Origin of the sequence: Kluyvera genomosp. 2 (assembly GCF_036759865.1) — a bacterium.
Taxonomy (GTDB): domain Bacteria; phylum Pseudomonadota; class Gammaproteobacteria; order Enterobacterales; family Enterobacteriaceae; genus Kluyvera; species Kluyvera ascorbata_B.
In genome coordinates, this window is record NZ_JAPKIA010000023.1 from 50281 (window position 1) to 70244 (window position 19964).

At 56.7% G+C, this 19964-nt stretch carries 18 protein-coding genes; 2 read left to right on the forward strand and 16 right to left on the reverse strand.

The window, feature by feature from the left end:
- Positions 1–2: 2 nt before the first annotated feature.
- The 15 genes from wecG to trxA form a co-directional block, all read right to left on the reverse strand.
- The gene (gene wecG, locus V6942_RS21365; protein WP_106929838.1) at positions 3–743 is read right to left on the reverse strand and encodes a lipopolysaccharide N-acetylmannosaminouronosyltransferase; all 741 of its coding nucleotides are present in this window, start codon (positions 741–743) and stop codon (positions 3–5) included.
- 1 nt (position 744) lies between these two features.
- The gene (wzyE, locus tag V6942_RS21370; protein WP_106929836.1) at positions 745–2094 is read right to left on the reverse strand and encodes an ECA oligosaccharide polymerase; all 1350 of its coding nucleotides are present in this window, start codon (positions 2092–2094) and stop codon (positions 745–747) included.
- The gene (locus V6942_RS21375; protein WP_333501778.1) at positions 2091–3170 is read right to left on the reverse strand and encodes a TDP-N-acetylfucosamine:lipid II N-acetylfucosaminyltransferase; all 1080 of its coding nucleotides are present in this window, start codon (positions 3168–3170) and stop codon (positions 2091–2093) included. The genes wzyE and V6942_RS21375 overlap by 4 nt, the downstream gene beginning before the upstream one ends.
- On the reverse strand, positions 3167–4417 hold the full coding sequence (gene wzxE, locus V6942_RS21380; RefSeq protein ID WP_106929831.1) for a lipid III flippase WzxE: 1251 nt from the start codon (positions 4415–4417) through the stop codon (positions 3167–3169). Before wzxE ends, V6942_RS21375 begins: the two co-directional genes overlap by 4 nt.
- A gap of 1 nt (position 4418) precedes the next feature.
- Positions 4419–5549 (reverse strand): dTDP-4-amino-4,6-dideoxygalactose transaminase, encoded by a 1131-nt coding sequence (rffA, locus tag V6942_RS21385; RefSeq protein ID WP_106929829.1) that lies wholly within the window; start codon positions 5547–5549, stop codon positions 4419–4421.
- 4 nt (positions 5550–5553) lie between these two features.
- Positions 5554–6228 carry a dTDP-4-amino-4,6-dideoxy-D-galactose acyltransferase gene (gene rffC / locus V6942_RS21390; protein ID WP_106929827.1) on the reverse strand — a complete coding sequence of 225 codons (675 nt, stop codon included), beginning with the start codon at positions 6226–6228 and terminating at the stop codon, positions 5554–5556.
- Positions 6206–7087: a glucose-1-phosphate thymidylyltransferase RfbA gene (rfbA, locus tag V6942_RS21395; RefSeq protein ID WP_333501779.1), complete on the reverse strand. Its 882-nt coding sequence runs from the start codon at positions 7085–7087 to the stop codon at positions 6206–6208. Before rfbA ends, rffC begins: the two co-directional genes overlap by 23 nt.
- 21 nt (positions 7088–7108) lie before the next feature.
- Entirely contained in the window at positions 7109–8176 is a 1068-nt protein-coding gene (gene rffG / locus V6942_RS21400; RefSeq protein ID WP_106929823.1) for a dTDP-glucose 4,6-dehydratase, read from the reverse strand.
- Entirely contained in the window at positions 8173–9435 is a 1263-nt protein-coding gene (gene wecC / locus V6942_RS21405; RefSeq protein ID WP_106929821.1) for a UDP-N-acetyl-D-mannosamine dehydrogenase, read from the reverse strand. The genes rffG and wecC overlap by 4 nt, the downstream gene beginning before the upstream one ends.
- Positions 9432–10562, reverse strand: coding sequence for a non-hydrolyzing UDP-N-acetylglucosamine 2-epimerase (gene wecB, locus V6942_RS21410; RefSeq protein ID WP_106929819.1), 1131 nt, complete (start codon positions 10560–10562; stop codon positions 9432–9434). Before wecB ends, wecC begins: the two co-directional genes overlap by 4 nt.
- A 59-nt stretch (positions 10563–10621) precedes the next feature.
- The gene (gene wzzE, locus V6942_RS21415; protein ID WP_333501780.1) at positions 10622–11665 is read right to left on the reverse strand and encodes an ECA polysaccharide chain length modulation protein; all 1044 of its coding nucleotides are present in this window, start codon (positions 11663–11665) and stop codon (positions 10622–10624) included.
- Between the two features lie 13 nt (positions 11666–11678).
- The gene (wecA, locus tag V6942_RS21420) at positions 11679–12782 is read right to left on the reverse strand and encodes a UDP-N-acetylglucosamine--undecaprenyl-phosphate N-acetylglucosaminephosphotransferase (RefSeq protein ID WP_106929815.1); all 1104 of its coding nucleotides are present in this window, start codon (positions 12780–12782) and stop codon (positions 11679–11681) included.
- A gap of 241 nt (positions 12783–13023) precedes the next feature.
- Positions 13024–14283 carry a transcription termination factor Rho gene (gene rho / locus V6942_RS21425; RefSeq protein WP_035895778.1) on the reverse strand — a complete coding sequence of 420 codons (1260 nt, stop codon included), beginning with the start codon at positions 14281–14283 and terminating at the stop codon, positions 13024–13026.
- Positions 14284–14369: 86 nt separating this feature from the next.
- Entirely contained in the window at positions 14370–14453 is an 84-nt protein-coding gene (locus V6942_RS21430) for a rho operon leader peptide (protein WP_106929928.1), read from the reverse strand.
- A gap of 162 nt (positions 14454–14615) precedes the next feature.
- On the reverse strand, positions 14616–14945 hold the full coding sequence (gene trxA / locus V6942_RS21435; RefSeq protein ID WP_106929813.1) for a thioredoxin TrxA: 330 nt from the start codon (positions 14943–14945) through the stop codon (positions 14616–14618).
- A 143-nt stretch (positions 14946–15088) separates the two neighbouring features.
- Here trxA and rhlB point away from each other — a divergent pair, with 143 nt between their 5' ends.
- Entirely contained in the window at positions 15089–16354 is a 1266-nt protein-coding gene (rhlB, locus tag V6942_RS21440) for an ATP-dependent RNA helicase RhlB (RefSeq protein ID WP_106929811.1), read from the forward strand.
- Between the two features lie 9 nt (positions 16355–16363).
- Positions 16364–17848, forward strand: a complete 1485-nt coding sequence (gene gppA, locus V6942_RS21445; protein ID WP_333501781.1) for a guanosine-5'-triphosphate,3'-diphosphate diphosphatase — start codon at positions 16364–16366, stop codon at positions 17846–17848.
- Positions 17849–17888: 40 nt separating this feature from the next.
- Here gppA and rep read toward each other — a convergent pair whose 3' ends face one another.
- The gene (rep, locus tag V6942_RS21450; RefSeq protein ID WP_333501782.1) at positions 17889–19913 is read right to left on the reverse strand and encodes a DNA helicase Rep; all 2025 of its coding nucleotides are present in this window, start codon (positions 19911–19913) and stop codon (positions 17889–17891) included.
- Positions 19914–19964 lie beyond the last annotated feature (51 nt).

Below are 19964 nucleotides of genomic sequence, written 5' to 3' on the forward strand. Positions count from 1 at the left end.
ATTCAGAGATTATTGGTGTAATGCCAGCGTAAGTAGCGCAGCAGCCGCAGCTGACGCTTGATGCGGCTTGGCTGAGACAGCAGGCGGTACAGCCACTCCAGCCCCAGGTTCTGCCACACCTTCGGCGCACGCTTCACGTGGCCGGTAAAAACGTCATAGGTGCCGCCAACGCCCATATAAAGCGCGTCCGGATGCACCTGACGGCAGTCGCGCATCAGAAGCTCCTGCTTAGGAGACCCCATTGCCACGGTCACGATCTTCGCCCCGCTGTCGCGAATACGCGCAAACAGCGCCTGGCGCTGGTCGGCGGTAAAGTAGCCGTCCTGCGTCCCGACCAAATTCACGTTCCACTGCTGTCGTAGTTTTTGCGCCGTTTCGGCCAGCACGTCCGGCTTGCCGCCGACTAAAAATACCGGCGTGCCTTCCGCTCCCGCGCGTGCCATCAGTGCTTCCCACAGGTCGGCGCCCGCCACGCGCGACACGTTGGCCTGCGCATATTTCTTGCGGATTGAACGCACCACGGAAATACCGTCGGCATACTTAAACTCGGCGGCGTTAATCAGCGCCCGTACTTCAGGGTTATCTTCCAGCGTCAGGATCTTCTCGGCATTAATCGCCACCAGCGTTCCTTGCTTCAGGGTACCGCCCGCATACAGATAGTCCAGCGCGTGCTGCATATTGCGCCAGCCGATCAGGTTTATCCCACGCACGGCGTAGGTCGGTGCGGTCTGTGATTCAGCCATCTTATGCTTCTCCAACGTGCGAAGGGCGTCTTAACCGCTGATGAATCAGCCCCGCGCGCTCAAACAACCAGTACAACAGTTTTGCCACCAGCAAACAGAATCCAAAAATCACCATAAAGAAAACGACGCGAGAACCGAAGGCATCCAGGCCTTCACGCGCCAGCACAATCATGTTGAAGATCGCGCCGAAGCAAAAGCTGTGCAAAATAGCCGACTTATAGCGGTTGTTTTCCCGATTGCCGAGCATATAAAGCCAGTCGAACCACTTGATTATCAGCCCTACCGCCACGGCGCCCAGTGGGACAAACCACATGCCGCCCATCACCACCAGCGAACCAATCAGCGTGGGGGAAATCGCCAGCCCGGAGTGGTTGTTAAGAACCTCCCAGGTAAAGTAGTTCGCCGTGTTCAGCACAATGCTCGGACGCGACGGCCACAGCCAGCTGGGAATGAACACATAGAAGTCGCGCACCATCGGTGCCAGCCCCTGAAAATCGATTTTGTCGTAGTTTTGCAGCAGCAGTGCCAGGTTTTCCCACGGCGAGAAGGTATCGCGCGTCAGGTAGAGGAAGGTATAAAACGCTTCATCGCCGCTCACGTTCATACCGTAGCGCTTCAGCGCGAGCCAGAACATGCCGACAATACCCATTACCCCGGCCGCCGCCAGCATCCACAGTGAAATCCAGCCGCGAATGATGCCGATAAACAGGAAGATGGCAAAAGCGATAATAATATTTGCCCGCGTACCGCCGACAATGGCGTAGGTCAGCAGCCCGAAGGCGACGGTAGCAATCAGGAAGCCAATCCACCGCTTCCAGCTGGGCTTGAGGAAATAGACCACCAGCATCGCCGGAATAAAGAAGTAAAAGAAACGTTTAAGCGCGACGCCGGACACCTCGCTGGAAAAAATCTGGCTGTACGAATGCAGCTTAAACAGCAGGAAGCCGTTATGCAGGAAGAAAGTGCCGACGGTGAACAGCGCGATCCCCATCAGCAGCACCCAGGTAATATGCGTCTCAACGCGGTTCATCGTGAACAGCGGGCGACGCGGCACCTGTGAATGGGCAGAGCGCAGCCGGGTTTTGTAGGTGACGTAATACACCGCGTAGAAACACACGGAGATCAGCAGCGTTTGCAACAGCACATCGGGTGGTGAAACGCCCACGCCGAAACGGAACACCAGCGTACAGGTCAGCGGGAAGCCGAAGAAAAAGGTCAGCAGGAACAACAACGAAAAAAAGACGTTGAAGTTAAAGCGCACGCGGCGGAACTCAAACCAGGTCAACGTGCCGATAAACAGCGTCGACAGCAGCCAGACGACAAACAGCCCGGTAAACTGCATTTCGCTCATACCGCTTCCCCCGCCGCCAGTTGCAGCGCCCGATGCCACGGCGCCAGATAATTCGGTTTGAAAAAGGCAATCGCATTTTTATCCACCAGCGACAGCTGACGCTGGGCTTCGCGCACCACCGGTACGGTCAGCGCGTCGTCGGTAAACAGCACCGGGATATTTTGCTCGGCCATATCCAGCCAGAACGGATTCTGCCGGTTCAGCACGCAGGGGATCCCCGCCTGAATCAGCAGACACAGCGTGCCGATGCCCTGCTGGCGCGCAAAAATAAAATAGCCCAGATCGCAGCGGCGTAACAGCGCAAGGTAGGCATCAAACTCCAGTTTTTCGCGCAGAATCTGTACATTTTCCTGACTAAACAATGCCTGAGCGGCGCTGTCTACTTCAGCAATATAGACGTCGTTATTCGCCGGGTAGCCCATCGGCACAATGACGTTAACCGTATCGCCAAACTGCTTATGCACGGCCTTCAGGGCGGCAATGTGTTCATTGCTGCGATCGCCAGAGTTGCCCACCAGAATGGTCAGCTTACCTTCTCGCGGCGTAGGATCGGCCAGCGCATTGAGCGTCGGGTCCATACGCGTCGGGAAATAGAGCCGTTCACCGGGCACCTGCGGATGCATATTGCCGAAATAGCTCAGATCGCCGCAGGTAGCAAACACGCGCCCTACGCGCCCTTGCGCCATGCGCCTCAGCGGATAAAACAGGCGGAACTTCAGGCCGCGGGAGACTTCATAAAGATCGGCCCCCCAGATATGCCAGCTCACCTGCGACGGCTTCAGGCCCCCGCTCAACAGCGCCAGCCAGATGCCGGTATTAAACTGCCCGTGGAAGAAAAACCGCTGCTGGCGATTGGCTTTCGCCTTCGTCACCACGGCTTTCGCCAGCGCCGATTTATCGGCGTAGCGTTCAATCATCAGCGAAGGAAATGCGGCCGCCAGGCCGTCGTCCTTGCTCACCACCATAAACTGACGGGCGTGCGCGGGCTCTGCGGCCAGCTCATCGGCAAAAAACCGCAGCACCGTCTGGTTGTGATGAGGGATATCCGATCCCAGGACATGTATCAGTTCGGTCATTGCCGTTTACGCCAAATTAAAAATACGCTGCAACACAGCGTGAAATAAACAATATAGGTCGCCATATAAGCCTGTGCCGCCCCCAGCGCGCCGTGTACCGGAATCAACCACTGGGAAAACGCCGTCAGCAGCGCAAATTGGCTCAGCTCGGCCAGAATGTAGAAACGCAGCGATGCCTTCGCGATGACTAAATAACCAAAAACGTAAGCGCCTACTTTCAATACATCGCCCACCAGCTGCCACGCGAACAGGTCACGCATGGCAACAAACTTCGACGAGAACAGCAGCCAGATGGCAAAATCACGCAGCAGCCAGACGGTCAGGCTCGCGGCAGCCACGGCGGGCAGGACAAATTTCAGCGATCGGCCGATTTCCCGCGAGATTTCTGCTTTGGCCGTCAGGCGCGACAGCGTCGGCAGCAGATAAACGCTGAATGAGGCGGTAATAAACTGCAAATAGGCATCTGAGATACTGCTGACGCCCTGCCAGATACCGACTTCATCCCAGCTGTAGTGCGCTGCCATCAGGTTTCGCATCATCACGTAGGCCACCGGCATGGTGACCGACGTCATCAGCGCCATCAGGGTAAACTTACCCAACTGACTGGCCAGCGCGGTGTCCCACTGTGGCTTAAGATAGCCCCACGGGATGGCACGGCGTCGGGTCAGCATGATCGCCGCCGGAATGACAATCAGCGCCGGCACCAGCGCCAGCCCCAACAGCGCGCCCTGATAGCCGCCAAGCCGATAGCAGGCATAGTACGCCACCACGCCAATCAGGCTGCCGGCAATCAGCGACAGCGCATTACCGGCCGCATCGCGAAAGCCTTTCATCAGCGCCAGCAGCAGGTTCGCCCAGGCGATCCCCATCTGCACCAGCGCCACCAGACGCACCAGCCCCTGATAGTCCGCATGGCCGAAAAGGCCGCGGCTTATCGGCGCGGCCGCCAGCAGAAAAATCACGGCCAGCAGCGTGGAGAAAGCCAGCACCATCGCCGAGGAGGTACCCACGACCTGACGCAAACGCGTCGGCTCGTCGTGATGCTGGGCGACCAGTTTCGTCACCCCGTTGAAAATACCCGCTCCGGCGAGCACGCCAAGCACGGTCACCAATTGGCGGAAGTTACCCGCCTGACCCACGCCCGAAGGGCCAAACGATACCGCCAGCAGCTTGACTACCAGCAGGCCAACGCCAATTTTGACCAGCGTGGACGCGGCGGTCCACATCGAAGCTTTTGCCAACGACATATCAGGCGAAATAGCTCAGTAGCGTATTGATAACCGTGCGCTGATCGACCGGCGACAGGTTGTAGAACAGCGGTAAGCGTAGTAACCGCTCACTTTCTTTCGTGGTGTAGCGATCTTCGCCGTGGAACTCACCGAATTTCTCGCCCGCCGGGCAGGAGTGCAGCGGAATGTAGTGGAACACTGCCAGAATCTCCGCCTCCTTCAGCCAGTTAATCAGCGCACCGCGATCTTCAACATCGCGCAGCTTGATGTAAAACATGTGCGCGTTATGGCCACACTCCTGCGGCACAACCGGCAGGTCAATACGCCCGGCGTGTGCCAGCGGCAGCAGCGCGTCGTAGTAGCGCTGCCAAAGGGAGAGACGCTGTTTGTTGATACGGTCTGCGGCTTCCAGCTGCGCCCACAGATAGGCGGCCTGCAAGTCAGACATCAGATAGCTGGAACCGATATCGCGCCAGGTGTATTTGTCCACCAGCCCACGGAAAAACTGGCTACGGTTAGTGCCCTTCTCACGAATGATTTCCGCCCGTTCAACCAGTGCGCGATCGTTAATCAGCGTCGCGCCGCCTTCACCGCCCGCGGTGTAGTTTTTGGTTTCGTGGAAGCTAAAGCAGCCAATATGGCCAATGGAACCCAGCGCGCGACCTTTGTAGGTCGACATCACGCCCTGCGCGGCATCTTCAACGACGAACAGGTTGTACTTCTTCGCCAGCGCCATGATGGTGTCCATTTCACAGGCCACGCCCGCGTAGTGCACCGGCACAATGGCGCGCGTTTTGTCGGTGATCGCCGCTTCAATCAGCGTCTCATCGATGTTCATCGTCTCTTTATGCACATCCACGAACACAATCTTCGCCCCGCGCAGCACGAAGGCGTTGGCGGTAGAGACGAAGGTGTAGCTCGGCATAATCACTTCATCGCCCGGTTGGATATCCAGCAGGATTGCTGCCATCTCCAGCGACGCAGTGCAGGACGGCGTCAGCAGGACTTTGGCGCTACCGAAGCGCTGCTCCATCCACTGCTGGCAGCGGCGGGTAAAGCCGCCATCGCCGCACAGTTTGCCGCTGCCCATCGCGGATTGCATGTAATCGAGTTCAGTACCCACAACCGGTGGGGCGTTAAATGGAATCATGGTGTCACCTGTATAGCCAGTACGCGGTGCTAACCACGTTAGCGCCGCTGTGAATATAGCGTTGAAGTGCTGCGGTATTGCCGGCCTGCGTGGCCACCCGAAGCGTCGTCAGGCCGCGAGTATACGCCCAGCGTATTGCGGCCTGCATCAATTCTGCGCCCGCGCCGCGCCCGGCCAGCAGGCCGATTCTCGCGTCGCAGGCGTTTAATTCTCGTAGGGAAACGAAGGCGCAGATAGCACCCTGTTCATCGCGAAACACCAGACACTGATTATCAAAGGTGCCTTTGACCGCATTTTCTATCCACTGCGCGTAGAAACGGCCGCTGGCGTCGGCGGCGTACCACGGCGCACGAAAGCGGCTTAACGCAAACGCCTGTGCCGCCAGCGCCCGTAATTCCGGGATATCCGACTCGCTGGCCACCTGCGCCTGCGGGCAGGTCACCGGCGTGACGGGCAGCGCCAAATCGACTTCACCTTCCACCAGTTGAAAGCCCAGCGCCTGCAGCGCATCCAGCTGCGCCACCTGGTGCGCGGCAATTTTGGCCTGCACGCGCGACCAGCCCGCCAGCCGTTCGGCAGTCAGCGACGGCGCGTCATCGGCAAAGCGGACAATGGCGCTGTTGACGCCGAAAAACTGATTTTCCCACACAAGGGGGTCAATATTGGCGCGGACGGGCACGGAGCAGCTCCAGCAGGTATTGGCCATAACCGGTTTTCGCCAGCCCGGCGGCGGCGCGTTTTACGCCTTCATCGTCGAGCCAGCCGTTGCGCCAGGCGATCTCTTCCAGACAGGCAATTTTAAAACCCTGCCGCTTTTCGACCGTCTGTACGAACATACTCGCTTCAATCAGGCTGTCGTGCGTGCCGGTATCCAGCCAGGCAAAACCACGGCCCAGCAGTTCCACGGTCAGCTTGCCGTCATCCAGATACATCTGGTTAATCGAGGTGATCTCGAGTTCACCGCGCTCAGAAGGCTTCACGCGTTTGGCGTACTCCACCACGTTGCTATCGTAGAAATAGAGCCCGGTCACCGCCCAGTTTGATTTCGGCTGCTTCGGTTTCTCTTCCAGCGACAGTGCCTGAAAGTTATCGTCAAACTCCACCACGCCAAAACGTTCCGGGTCCATGACCTGGTAGCCAAACACCGTCGCGCCTTCGCTGCGCGCTGCCACGTTACGCAGCTTCGGGCTGAAGCCCTGGCCGAAAAAGATATTATCGCCAAGCACCAGGCAAGACGGCTCGCCGTTCAGGAAGGTTTCGCCAATGATAAACGCCTGCGCCAGACCGTCGGGGCTTGGTTGTTCAGCATACTGTAACGCAATGCCAAACTCGCTCCCGTCGCCCAGCAGGCGCTGGAAGTAGCTCTTATCTTCCGGCGTGGTGATGATCAGAATCTCACGAATACCCGCCAGCATCAGCACCGACAGCGGGTAGTAAATCATGGGCTTATCGTAAATCGGCAGCAGCTGTTTCGACACGCCGCGGGTGATCGGATGCAGGCGCGTGCCTGAGCCGCCGGCAAGAATAATGCCTTTCATTGCTTGTCCTCCTTGGGGAGATTAGCCCTTCAGACCTAAACGCTCGCCCTGGTAGCTGCCGTCCAGTACCTGCTGCCACCAGCTTTCATTAGCGAGATACCACTGCACCGTTTTACGCATGCCGCTTTCAAACGTCTCTTCCGGCATCCAGCCCAGTTCGCGGGCGATTTTCGCCGCATCGATGGCGTAGCGTAAATCGTGGCCGGGACGATCGGCGACAAAGGTAATCAGGTCATGGTAATGCGCAATACCCTGCGGCTTGTTCGGCACCAGCTCTTCCAGCAGCGTGCAGATGGTCTCGACCACCTCAATATTTTTACGCTCGTTGTGACCGCCGATATTGTAGGTTTCACCGATGCCGCCTTCGGTGGCGACAAGGTAAAGCGCGCGCGCGTGATCGTCGACGTACAGCCAGTCGCGAATCTGCTGTCCGTTGCCGTACACCGGCAGCGGCTTGCCGGCCAGCGCATTAAGAATCGTCAGCGGGATCAGTTTTTCCGGGAAGTGATACGGGCCGTAGTTATTTGAGCAGTTGGTAATCAGCGTCGGCAGGCCGTAGGTACGCAGCCAGGCGCGCACCAGATGGTCACTGCTGGCTTTTGATGCGGAGTAAGGGCTGCTAGGCGCATACGGCGTGGTTTCGGTAAAGAAATCATCCGTTGAATGCAGATCGCCATACACTTCATCGGTGGAAATATGGTGGAAACGGAACGCCGACTTGCCCGCGTCATCCAACGTCGACCACCAGCCACGTGCGGCTTCCAGCAGCGTGTAGGTGCCGACAATATTGGTTTCAATAAACGCCGCCGGGCCATCGATAGACCGATCGACGTGGCTCTCCGCCGCCAGGTGCATCACGACGTCCGGGCGGTAGTGCGCAAAAATACGGTCCAGCGCCGGGCGATCGCAGATATCAACCTGTTCAAAGGCAAAGCGCGCATCCTGCGCCACCGGTGCCAACGAGGCCAGATTGCCAGCATAGGTGAGCTTATCCACCACCACCACGCTGTCCGACGTCTGGCTAATGATATGGCGAACGACTGCGGAGCCAATAAAGCCCGCGCCGCCGGTAACCAGAATCCGTTTCAACGCCAGACTCCTTTCGTATCAACGATGTACTGCTGGGTAATCGCTTCGCTACCGATCGCTTTAAACTGGGTATGGTCAACCAGCATGACGATCACGTCGGCGCTGGCCAGCGCGCGCTCTAGCGATACCAGCGAGCACAGTCCCTCGAGCTTTTTCGGCAGTTGATGAATATTCGGCTCCACCACCAGCGTTTCGCCGCTGTGCCACTGGGCGATCAGCTCGGCGATCTCCATGGCCGGGCTCTCGCGCAGGTCGTCAATATTGGGTTTAAAGGCCAGCCCGAAGCAGGCAATTTTCAATTCGCTGGCGCGTTTGTCGCTGGCGGCCAGGCAGTCGGCGACGTTGGCTTTGACCTTGTCGATAACCCAAAACGGCTTGTGATCGTTCACTTCGCGCGCGGTGCGGATCAGGCGCGCCTGGTCCGGGTTCTGCGCCACGATAAACCAGGGGTCGACGGCGATACAGTGGCCGCCCACGCCCGGGCCCGGCTGGAGGATATTGACGCGCGGGTGGCGGTTAGCAAGGCGAATCAATTCCCAGACGTTAATCCCCTGATCGGCGCAAATCAGCGACAGTTCGTTAGCAAAGGCGATGTTAACGTCGCGGAAGCTGTTTTCCGTCAGTTTGCACATCTCGGCGGTGCGGGCGTTGGTCACCACGCATTCACCTTCAAGGAAAATGTTATACAACTCGCTGGCGCGCGCGGAACACACCGGCGTCATCCCGCCGATCACGCGGTCATTTTTAATCAGTTCGACCATCACCTGACCCGGCAGCACGCGCTCCGGACAATAGGCGATGTTGATATCCGCCTGCTCGCCCACCTGCTGTGGGAAAGTCAGGTCAGGGCGCATGTCAGCCAGCCAACCGGCCATCTGCTCGGTTGCGCCTACCGGAGAGGTCGACTCGAGAATAACCAGCGCCCCTTTTTTCAGCACCGGCGCAATGGAGCGCGCGGCGGCCTCCACGTAAACCATATCCGGCTCGTGGTCGCCTTTAAACGGCGTCGGCACGGCAATCAGGTAAGCATCGGCGGCTTCTGGTACGGTGGTCGCACGCAAATATCCGTCGGCCACCGCCGTTTTAACGACCCTGTCTAGATCGGGTTCGACAATATGAATTTCACCGCGGTTGATGGTGTCCACCGCGTGCTGATTAATGTCTACGCCCACCACCTGTTTTTGCCGCGAGGCAAAGGCTGCCGCAGTAGGGAGGCCGATATAGCCCAGACCGATCACCGAGAGGATTGAAAAACTCATAGCGTTACCTGATTATTTTTTAATGCAGCTAAAATACGTTCGCATGCCCGGCCATCCCCGTAGGGGTTATGGGCCCGGCTCATCCTTTGATATTCTTCATCATCGCGCAGCAGGCGCGTGACTTCGTCCACAATGCGTTGGCTATCCGTGCCCACCAGGCGCACCGTACCGGCATCAATCGCCTCCGGCCGTTCGGTGGTTTCGCGCATTACCAGTACCGGCTTGCCCAACGACGGGGCTTCCTCCTGAATACCGCCAGAGTCGGTCAGAATGAGCCAGGCGTGATTCATCAGCCAGACGAACGGCAGATAGTCCTGCGGTTCGATCAGTATCACATTATCAATATGGCCCAGAATGCGGTTCACCGGTTCACTGACGTTCGGGTTCAGGTGTACCGGATAAACAATCTGCACGTCCGGGTTCGACGCCGCGACTTCAGCCAGCGCGTGACAGATTTGTTCAAAGCCCTGGCCAAAGCTTTCGCGGCGATGGCCGGTAACCAGAATCATCTTTTTGCCATTGTTCAGGAACGGGTAGCGCTGCTCGAGATCGGCGCGCAGCGCCTCGTCGCCCATCACCCGATCGCGCACCCAGAACAGGGCATCAATCACCGTATTGCCGGTGACGAAAATACGCGTGTCCGACAGATTCTCTCGCAGCAGGTTCTGGCGCGAGTTTTCAGTTGGCGCAAAGTGATACATCGCCAGATGCCCGGTAAGCGTACGGTTGGCTTCTTCCGGCCACGGCGAGTAAAGATCGCCGGTGCGCAGGCCCGCTTCCACATGACCAACGGGAATACGCTGATAAAAGGCCGCCAGGCTAGCGGCGGCCGTGGTCGTCGTGTCACCGTGCACTAACACGACGTCCGGCTTAAAGGATTCCAGAACCGGCTTTAACCCCTGCAGAATACGACAGGTTATTTCGGTCAAACCCTGTCCTGGACTCATGATGTTGAGGTCATAGTCCGGAACGATGGAGAAGAGGTGTAGCACCTGATCAAGCATTTCCCTATGCTGTGCGGTGACGCATACTTTTGCCTCAAAATGAGGATCCTTTGCTAGCGCATGGACCAGAGGCGCCATTTTGATCGCCTCCGGACGTGTGCCAAATACAGTCAGAACTTTCACATCGATTCTCTTCTATAGATGAACCAGGCCCATCGCCCTTCATCATTGATGGGTATTTACTACGTGCGACGACGCGCCAATGCCACCCCGGCACCCACCAATGCGCCGACGATGCCCCACATGACCATCAGGAATACGCGCCGCGGGCTGGTACGTTTTACCGGCTCCTCAGGCGTACGCAAATACCGGTAAGTCTGGAAACTTTTCGACAGCGTCGGCCCTACGTTGAGGGTCGTCAGCATCGCCCGGCCCTGATCGTAATCGAGGTCAAACGTCGGCCCCACGGCCTGCAGGTTTTCCAGACGCGCCTGCAGCATTGGACGACCCAGTAAAGAGAGCTCGGAATCCGGTAACTCATCGGCCGGAACGTCCGTCACGCTGCGGTTAATATTGTGCTGCTGCGCAATTTTCAGCGCCGCTTCAATGCTATGCAGACGGCGGTTGAAAATCGCCTGGGCAACCTCTTCCTGACGCTTCACCTGCGCTTTCACTTGAATCGTTCTCGCAGCCCAGGCGCCGTTGAGTTCATCGTTCAGATGTCCTGCTGCACGTTCGCTGGCAAACGCGATGTACTGGCGCAGCAGGTTATTGGCATCTGCGGCGGTTTCCGCCGTCAGCTTAATGCTGTCGCTCACGCTCTTTTGTGCATCGCCGGGAGTAAACTGAATATCGTTAATCAGGTCATCCAGCTGCGCCGCATCGGCGCGGGAATTCCCCACCATCCGCTGTTTGTAATAGTCGGTCTGCGACCAGAAGTCACGGCGGGTGTCCCAGGAGGCCAGCTGCATGATGAACTCTTTGTAGACTTCATCCATCACCGAAGGCGGCGTCGCGGTCGTCGGGTTGACCTTCGCGTCCAGATTGCGCAGGAACTGCTGCTGAGAATAGTAGCCACCCAGCATATTGACCGTTGGCCGATCGGTGATCGCCGTGGTGCTCCATTCCTGCCGGGCAAAAAAGGTATAAACCAGCACCACGGCGGCAAACAGCACCGCAAGGCCGACAATCCAATGTTTCCCCGACCACAACGCGCGAAACAGGCCACGAATATCCAGTTCATTCTCCGCACTTGCTGACTGTGCTTCCGGTAATGGTTGTGTCATTACTACCCCAGTTTTACTTGGTTAATTTTGGATTTTTTTCACTGTTCCGGCGCATTCTGCGCTTCACGCGTTTAATAAAGCGCGCCACTTTCCAGGCTCGCTTGATGCAGTAGCCATAAAGACCGAAAGCCATCAGGAACAGTATCAGCATGGCCCATTCTGGCACAACGCGCGTGTATTCGGCGGCCACGCCGATACCCGCAAGCAGCGCAGCGGCAAGCGTGATCAGAACCAGAGCCTGACGAGAGGTAAAGCCTGCACGCATGATCAGATGGTGGATGTGCTGACGGTCAGCCGAGAACGGGCTCATGCCTTTACGCAGTCGGCGGTACATGATGGCGACCATATCCATTAGCGGGATCGCCACAATCCACAGCGCAGTCACCGGGCTAATCGGGTGATGCGTACCCTGGGTAGTTTCCAGCAGGATCCAGATGACCGTGAAGCCGATCAGCGTACTGCCGGCATCGCCCATAAACACTTTATAGCGACGCCCCAGTACGCCCAGGTTCAGCATGATATAAGGCAGAATGGCGGCAATCATCGCGAAACACCACATCGCCAGGCTCGTCTGCCCATCAAACCACAGAATAAGACCAATTGCGCCAAAGCTGACGCTCGACAGGCCGCCAAGCAGCCCATCGATACCGTCAACCATGTTGAATGCATTGATGATGGCCCACACCGCAAACAGCGTCAGGAAGAAGCCAAACGGGCCGAGCACCAGCTCCCATGAGCCAAAAATATAGCCCAAGCTGCGCAAATAGAGGCCGCCAGCGGTCATCATGATGATGCCAATCAGCGCCTGGATGGTGGCGCGAATTTTGACACTGATATCGTAGCGGTCGTCTAGCGCACCCACCAGTACCAGCACGCCAGCACAGGCGAGATACAGTGAGGCGTGAGGTATATAGTAATTGGCAATCGCAAAAGTTAAGCAGATCCCGGCATACACAGAGATGCCGCCCACAAGCGGGATAATCCCCTGGTGACGTTTACGAAAATTAGGTCTATCCACCAAACCGATCTTTTTTGCCACCCGACGGGCGAAAAAAAGAAACACGGTGGTGAACAAAAAGATACTGAGCAAGTCAGTACCGACGGTCAGTAAACTCACAATTTATACTCGCTGCGAATATTAGTAGCGAAAGTATACCCACGATAGCAACTCATCAGAAGAGCAAGGCTGACGAATATTGGGGAAACTCGCCTGATTTATAACCGATTTTGCGAACTAGCTATTATTGTAGCCGTAAACCGCAATTGTCCGTGAAAAAAAAGCGTAGCCCTATCGGCGAAACTCCTAAAAACAAAAACGCCACACAATTGTGTGGCGTTTGTCGGCAAAAAACCGAATCTTACGAGCGTTTCATCATATCGAAGAAATCGTCGTTGGTTTTGGTCATTGCCAGTTTGTTGATGAGGAACTCCATCGCATCGATCTCGCCCATTGGATGGATGATTTTGCGCAGGATCCACATTTTCTGCAGCTCTTCAGGCGTGGTGAGCAGCTCTTCTTTACGGGTACCAGAACGGTTGTAGTCGATAGCCGGGAAGACGCGTTTTTCCGCAATCTTACGAGAGAGGTGCAGTTCCATGTTGCCGGTACCTTTAAACTCTTCATAGATAACTTCATCCATTTTAGAGCCGGTATCGATCAGCGCCGTCGCGATGATGGTCAGGCTGCCGCCCTCTTCCACGTTACGTGCCGCACCGAAGAAACGTTTCGGACGGTGCAAGGCGTTGGCATCCACACCACCGGTCAGGACTTTACCTGAAGCCGGAACGACGGTGTTGTACGCACGTGCCAGACGGGTGATGGAGTCGAGCAGAATGATAACGTCTTTCTTGTGTTCAACCAGACGTTTCGCTTTCTCGATAACCATTTCCGCAACCTGAACGTGGCGAGATGCGGGTTCGTCGAAGGTAGAAGCGACAACTTCACCTTTCACCAGACGCTGCATCTCGGTCACTTCTTCCGGACGTTCGTCAATCAGCAGCACCATCAGCACGCAGTCTGGGTGGTTGTAAGCGATGCTCTGCGCGATGTTCTGCAGCAGCATGGTTTTACCGGCTTTCGGCGGTGCCACGATCAGACCACGCTGGCCGCGACCGATCGGCGAGGCCAGATCCAGTACGCGAGCGGTTAAGTCTTCGGTAGAACCGTTGCCGCGCTCCATACGCAGACGAGAGTTTGCGTGCAGCGGGGTTAAGTTCTCGAACAGGATCTTGTTGCGCGAGTTTTCCGGCTTGTCGTAGTTAACTTCATTAACTTTCAACAGCGCAAAGTAACGCTCACCCTCTTTCGGAGGACGAATCTTACCAGAGATGGTGTCACCAGTGCGGAGGTTGAAACGACGGATTTGGCTGGGGGAAACGTAGATATCATCAGGGCCGGCGAGGTAGGAGCTGTCTGCGGAGCGGAGGAAACCAAATCCATCCTGCAGTATCTCCAGCACACCGTCGCCAAAGATATCTTCGCCACTCTTCGCGTGCTGCTTCAGGATGGCAAAAATAATGTCCTGCTTGCGCATACGAGCCTGGTTTTCCAGCCCCATATTTTCGCCGAGAGTGATCAGCTCAGAAACCGGCGTATTCTTTAATTCGGTAAGATTCATAATGGTGTGGGTTCTTAAACTCGGGGTAAATCTCGAACTTAATTTGTGAATGGTATGGCAGGGTCATCCGTGCCTGTTTACGGCCATCAACTCATGTCTGTTCGCTGCCTGGTCACAGGAAAGTACGCAGAACTGAAACGACAAGACGGAAAGAGTGACAAGCCTGGAATTTTTCAACCTCTGAACGTGGCTAAACGCGACGGGAGGTTTGGGTCAAACAAGATTCAAACAAGGTATGTTTAAAACGAAGTCAAACTTAACTTAGCACGACTAAAGCCGGGCGTCCAGAGTTCTGCTTAAATTAAGAACACGGGACGCCCGAGGAGAATAACTTACGCCAGGTTGGCGTCGAGGAACTCTTTCAGCTGGCCTTTAGACAGCGCGCCAACTTTGGTTGCAGCCACTTCGCCATTCTTGAACAGCAGCAGCGTAGGGATACCGCGGATGCCATACTTCGGTGCAGTGCCCGGGTTCTGATCGATGTTCAGTTTCGCAACGGTCAGTTTACCCTGATACTCCGTAGCGATTTCATCCAGAATCGGGGCGATCATTTTGCACGGACCGCACCACTCTGCCCAGAAATCGACGAGTGTCAGCCCGTCAGCCTTGAGTACGTCCGTGTCAAAACTGTCGTCAGTCAGGTGAATAATTTTATCGCTCATATTTAACTCCACAGGAATAAGCCTGGTGTGTTGGTGTAGCATTAACCAACGAGGTGTTGATGTTGACTTCGCCAACAAAGGTTGACGTTATTTCACCGGATACGCTTTCTTAATGCAATAGTAAGCTGATATTCTACCACACTATGAGCAAAACACATTTAACTGAACAGAAGTTTTCCGACTTCGCCCTGCACCCTAAAGTGGTTGAAGCCCTTGAAACCAAAGGGTTTTATAATTGCACGCCCATTCAGGCGCTGGCTTTGCCGCTGACGCTTGCTGGACGTGATGTGGCTGGACAGGCGCAAACCGGTACCGGAAAAACGATGGCGTTCCTGACGTCAACGTTTCATTATCTTCTTTCTCACCCGGCAGTTGCTGACCGCCAGGTGAATCAACCGCGCGCCTTAATTATGGCGCCAACCCGTGAGCTGGCGGTACAGATTCACGCTGATGCCGAGCCGCTGGCTCAGGCAACCGGCCTGAAACTGGGCCTGGCCTACGGCGGTGACGGCTATGACAAACAGCTGAAAGTGCTGGAAAGCGGCGTCGATATTCTTATCGGCACCACCGGTCGTCTGATTGATTATGCAAAACAGAACCACATCAACCTGGGCGCGATTCAGGTGGTGGTGCTGGACGAAGCCGATCGCATGTACGATCTCGGCTTTATTAAAGACATTCGTTGGCTATTCCGCCGCATGCCGCCGGCTACCCAACGCCTGAATATGCTGTTCTCTGCCACCCTGTCCTATCGCGTACGTGAACTGGCGTTCGAGCAAATGAACAACGCCGAATACGTGGAAGTCGAACCAGAGCAGAAAACGGGTCACCGTATTAAAGAAGAGCTGTTCTACCCTTCCAACGAAGAGAAAATGCGTTTACTGCAAACGCTGCTGGAAGAAGAGTGGCCTGACCGCGCGATCATCTTCGCCAACACCAAGCACCGCTGTGAAGACATCTGGGGCCACCTGGCAGCCGATGGTCACCGCGTTGGTCTGCTGACCGGTGACGTTGCACAGAAAAAACGCCTGCGTATTCTCGAAGAATTCACCCGTGGCGATCTCGATATTCTGGTCGCAACCGACGTCGCAGCGCGTGGTCTGCACATCCCAGCCGTAACGCACGTCTTTAACTACGACCTGCCGGATGATTGCGAAGATTACGTTCACCGTATCGGCCGTACCGGTCGCGCGGGCGCTAGCGGTCACTCGATCAGCCTCGCATGTGAAGAGTATGCGCTGAACCTGCCGGCCATTGAAGCCTACACCGGTCATTCTATTCCGGTCAGTAAGTACAACCCGGATGCGCTGTTAACCGAACTGCCGAAGCCGCTGCGTCTGACGCGCGTTCGTCAGGGTAACGGCCCGCGTCGTTCAGGCGCGCCACGTAATCGTCGTCGTTCAGGTTAAAGAAACGCTATGCTCACTTCCACCTCGCTATATGCAGCTATCGATCTCGGTTCCAATAGTTTTCATATGCTGATTGTGCGCGAGGTGGCGGGAAGCATCCAGACGCTCACCCGCATCAAGCGTAAAGTGCGTCTGGCCGCCGGGCTGAGCCAGGATAACATCCTGTCGACGGAAGCCATGGAGCGGGGCTGGCAGTGCCTGCGCCTGTTCGCCGAACGGCTACAGGATATTCCCCCGACGCAAATCCGCATCGTCGCAACCGCAACGCTGCGTCTGGCCGTTAATGCCGATGTCTTCATTGCCAAAGCGCAGGACATTCTCGGTTGCCCGGTGCAGGTTATCCGCGGCGAAGAAGAAGCGCGCCTGATTTATCAGGGCGTGGCGCACACCACCGGCGGCGACGATCGTCGTTTAGTGGTCGATATCGGCGGTGCCAGCACCGAACTGGTCACCGGCACCGGCGCGCAAACCACCTCGCTGTTCAGCCTGTCGATGGGCTGCGTGACCTGGCTTGAGCGCTACTTCACCGACCGCAACCTCGCGCAGGAACATTTCGATGAAGCCGAACGCGCCGCCCGCGACGTGCTGAAACCGGTCGCCGATGAGCTGCGTCATCACGGCTGGAAGGTCTGCGTTGGTGCCTCCGGTACGGTTCAGGCATTACAAGAAATTATGATGGCGCAGGGAATGGATGAACGCATCACCCTCGCTAAGCTGCAGCAGCTGAAACAGCGCGCGATTCAATGCGGCCGTCTGGAAGAGCTGGAAATTGAAGGGCTGACGCTGGAGCGGGCGCTGGTTTTCCCAAGCGGGCTAGCCATCCTTATTGCCATTTTCACCGAACTGAATATCCAGTGCATGACGCTGGCCGGCGGCGCACTGCGCGAAGGGCTGGTCTACGGCATGCTGCATCTGGCGGTCGATGAAGATATCCGCAGCCGCACGCTGCGCAATATTCAGCGCCGTTTTATGGTTGATATTGAACAGGCCAGCCGTGTGGAACATCTGGCAGCGAATTTTGCCGATCAGGTCGCTAAATGCTGGGAACTGGAGCCGCTGAGCCGCGAACTTCTGCTCAGCGCCTGTGCGTTGCACGAGATTGGCCTCAGCGTCGATTTCAAACAAGCGCCGCAGCACGCCGCCTATCTGGTGCGTAACCTCGATCTGCCGGGCTTCACGCCTGCACAGAAAAAGCTGCTTGCGACGCTGCTGCTTAACCAGACCAGCGCCGTCAACCTGCCGTCGCTGCACCAGCAGAACGCCGTACCGCCGCGCGTAGCCGAGCACCTCTGTCGTCTGCTGCGCCTGGCGATTCTGTTTGCCAGCCGTCGCCGCGACGACCTTCTGCCAGACATTACGCTTACCGCCGACGGCGACAATCTGACGGTCACCCTGCCGGATGGCTGGCTGGACGCGCACCCGCTCGGGCGTGAGATGGTGGAACAAGAGCGCCAGTGGCAAAGCTATATCCACTGGCCGCTGGAAGTACGCTAAAGTTCATCGCATTGCCGGATGGCGCTGACGCTTATCCGGCCTACGATTTCGCTTTCTTTGCCGCCATCATGGCTTTCAGGTTTGCCAGATGGCTCTGCCCTTTCTGCATCCGCTCTTCGGCGGTAATGACCTTCCGCTCCTGCTCCCAAATGACATCATCCTGCGGCAGTTCCAGCAGGAAACGGCTCGGCTCCGGACGCACCAGCTCACCATACTGACGGCGCTCTTTGCACAGGGTAAAAATCAGCTCTTTCTGCGCGCGGGTAATGCCCACATAGGCCAGGCGACGCTCTTCGTCGACGTTATCTTCATCGATGCTGCTCTGGTGCGGCAACAGCCCCTCCTCCATGCCAACCAGGAAGACATAAGGAAACTCCAGCCCTTTTGAGGCGTGCAGGGTCATTAGCTGTACCTGGTCCAGCTCTTCCTCGCTTTCACCGCGCTCCATCATATCGCGCAGGGTAAAGCGGGTAACCACCTGCGTGAGGGTCATCGGCTCTTCCAGCTCGCTGCCTTCGAGCATCTCCGTCATCCAGCTGAACAGCGTGTTGACGTTTTTCATACGCATTTCGGCGGCTTTCGGGCTAGGCGAGGTTTCAAACAACCAGGATTCGTAATCAATGCCGTGAATAAGATCGCGTACGGCGGCAATCGGCTCACGCTCTGCCAGGCGCTGAATTTCCCCCAGCCACTGGGTAAAGCGGGTCAGCGATTCATAGCCACGCCCGCTGAGCGTCTGACTCAGCCCCATATCGAAGCTGGCGGTAAACAGGCTTTTGTTACGGGTCATCGCCCATTCGCCGAGCTTTTGCAGCGTCGCGGGGCCAATCTCGCGTTTCGGCGTGTTGACGATACGCAGGAACGCGCTGTCGTCATCCGGGTTGCTCAGCACGCGCAGATAAGCCAGCAGATCTTTAATTTCCGGGCGCGAGAAAAACGACGTGCCGCCGGAAATTTTGTACGGGATGCGGTTCTGCATCAGGAATTTTTCAAACACCCGCGACTGGTGGTTGCCACGGTAAAGGATGGCGTAATCCTTATACTGCGTTTTGTTCACAAAGTGGTGGGCGATCAGCTCACCGGTGACGCGCTCCGCCTCGTGCTCTTCATGATTAGCGCTCAGTACCTTCAGCTCCGGTCCGTAGCCCAGTTCGGAGAACAGACGCTTTTCAAACACGTGTGGGTTGTTCGCGATCAGAATGTTGGCCGCTTTCAGAATACGCCCGGACGAACGGTAGTTCTGCTCCAGCTTGATGACCCGCAGCGCCGGGAAATCCTGGCTCAACAGCACCAGGTTCTGCGGACGCGCGCCGCGCCACGAGTAGATAGACTGATCGTCATCACCCACCACGGTAAAACGGGCGCGCTGCCCCACCAGCAGTTTCACCAGCTCATACTGGCTGGTGTTAGTGTCCTGGTACTCATCCACCAGCAGGTAGCGAATTTTGTTTTGCCAGCGCTCGCGCACTTCTTCATTGCGCTGCAATAGCAGCGTCGGCAGCAGGATCAGATCGTCAAAGTCCAGCACGTTGCACGCCTTCATATGCGCATCGTACAGGCTATAGCAGTGGGCAAAGATACGATCGCGCTCGCCTTTCGCGCTGGCCGCCGCCTGCGCTGGCGTCATCAGATCGTTTTTCCAGTTGGAGATCGTCGAGATCAGCTGCTGAAACACCACCTTGTCATCTTCGATCAGCCCTTCGGTCAGCTCTTTGAGCAGCGCGGTCTGGTCAGTATCGTCAAACAGCGAGAAGTTCGACTTCATTCCCAACGCGGCATATTCACGCTTGATGATATCCAGCCCCAGGGTGTGGAACGTGGAAATCATCAGCCCACGCGCTTCTTTGCGCCCCAGCGTTTGCGCTACGCGCCCTTTCATCTCGCGCGCGGCCTTATTGGTAAAGGTCACCGCGGCAATGTGCCGCGCCTGATAGCCACAGGCGTGGATCAGATGGGCGATTTTATTGGTGATAACGCGAGTTTTACCGGAACCCGCCCCCGCCAGCACCAGGCAAGGTCCGGTGACGAATTCGACGGCTTGTTGTTGTCCGGGGTTCAAACGCATAAAGGGATTGCTCAATCTGTAAACACGGGGGTGTGGATTGTAGCAGAAAGT

Bases quoted from the DNA above. Each gene is read 5' to 3' on its own strand.
- wecG (WP_106929838.1), bottom strand. From the start codon at position 743: ATGGCTGAATCACAGACCGCACCGACCTACGCCGTGCGTGGGATAAAC.
- wzyE (WP_106929836.1), bottom strand. From the start codon at position 2,094: ATGAGCGAAATGCAGTTTACCGGGCTGTTTGTCGTCTGGCTGCTGTCG.
- V6942_RS21375 (WP_333501778.1), bottom strand. From the start codon at position 3,170: ATGACCGAACTGATACATGTCCTGGGATCGGATATCCCTCATCACAAC.
- wzxE (WP_106929831.1), bottom strand. From the start codon at position 4,417: ATGTCGTTGGCAAAAGCTTCGATGTGGACCGCCGCGTCCACGCTGGTC.
- rffA (WP_106929829.1), bottom strand. From the start codon at position 5,549: ATGATTCCATTTAACGCCCCACCGGTTGTGGGTACTGAACTCGATTAC.
- rfbA (WP_333501779.1), bottom strand. From the start codon at position 7,087: ATGAAAGGCATTATTCTTGCCGGCGGCTCAGGCACGCGCCTGCATCCG.
- wecC (WP_106929821.1), bottom strand. From the start codon at position 9,435: ATGAGTTTTTCAATCCTCTCGGTGATCGGTCTGGGCTATATCGGCCTC.
- wzzE (WP_333501780.1), bottom strand. From the start codon at position 11,665: ATGACACAACCATTACCGGAAGCACAGTCAGCAAGTGCGGAGAATGAA.
- rho (WP_035895778.1), bottom strand. From the start codon at position 14,283: ATGAATCTTACCGAATTAAAGAATACGCCGGTTTCTGAGCTGATCACT.
- trxA (WP_106929813.1), bottom strand. From the start codon at position 14,945: ATGAGCGATAAAATTATTCACCTGACTGACGACAGTTTTGACACGGAC.
- rhlB (WP_106929811.1), top strand. From the start codon at position 15,089: ATGAGCAAAACACATTTAACTGAACAGAAGTTTTCCGACTTCGCCCTG.
- gppA (WP_333501781.1), top strand. From the start codon at position 16,364: ATGCTCACTTCCACCTCGCTATATGCAGCTATCGATCTCGGTTCCAAT.
- rep (WP_333501782.1), bottom strand. From the start codon at position 19,913: ATGCGTTTGAACCCCGGACAACAACAAGCCGTCGAATTCGTCACCGGA.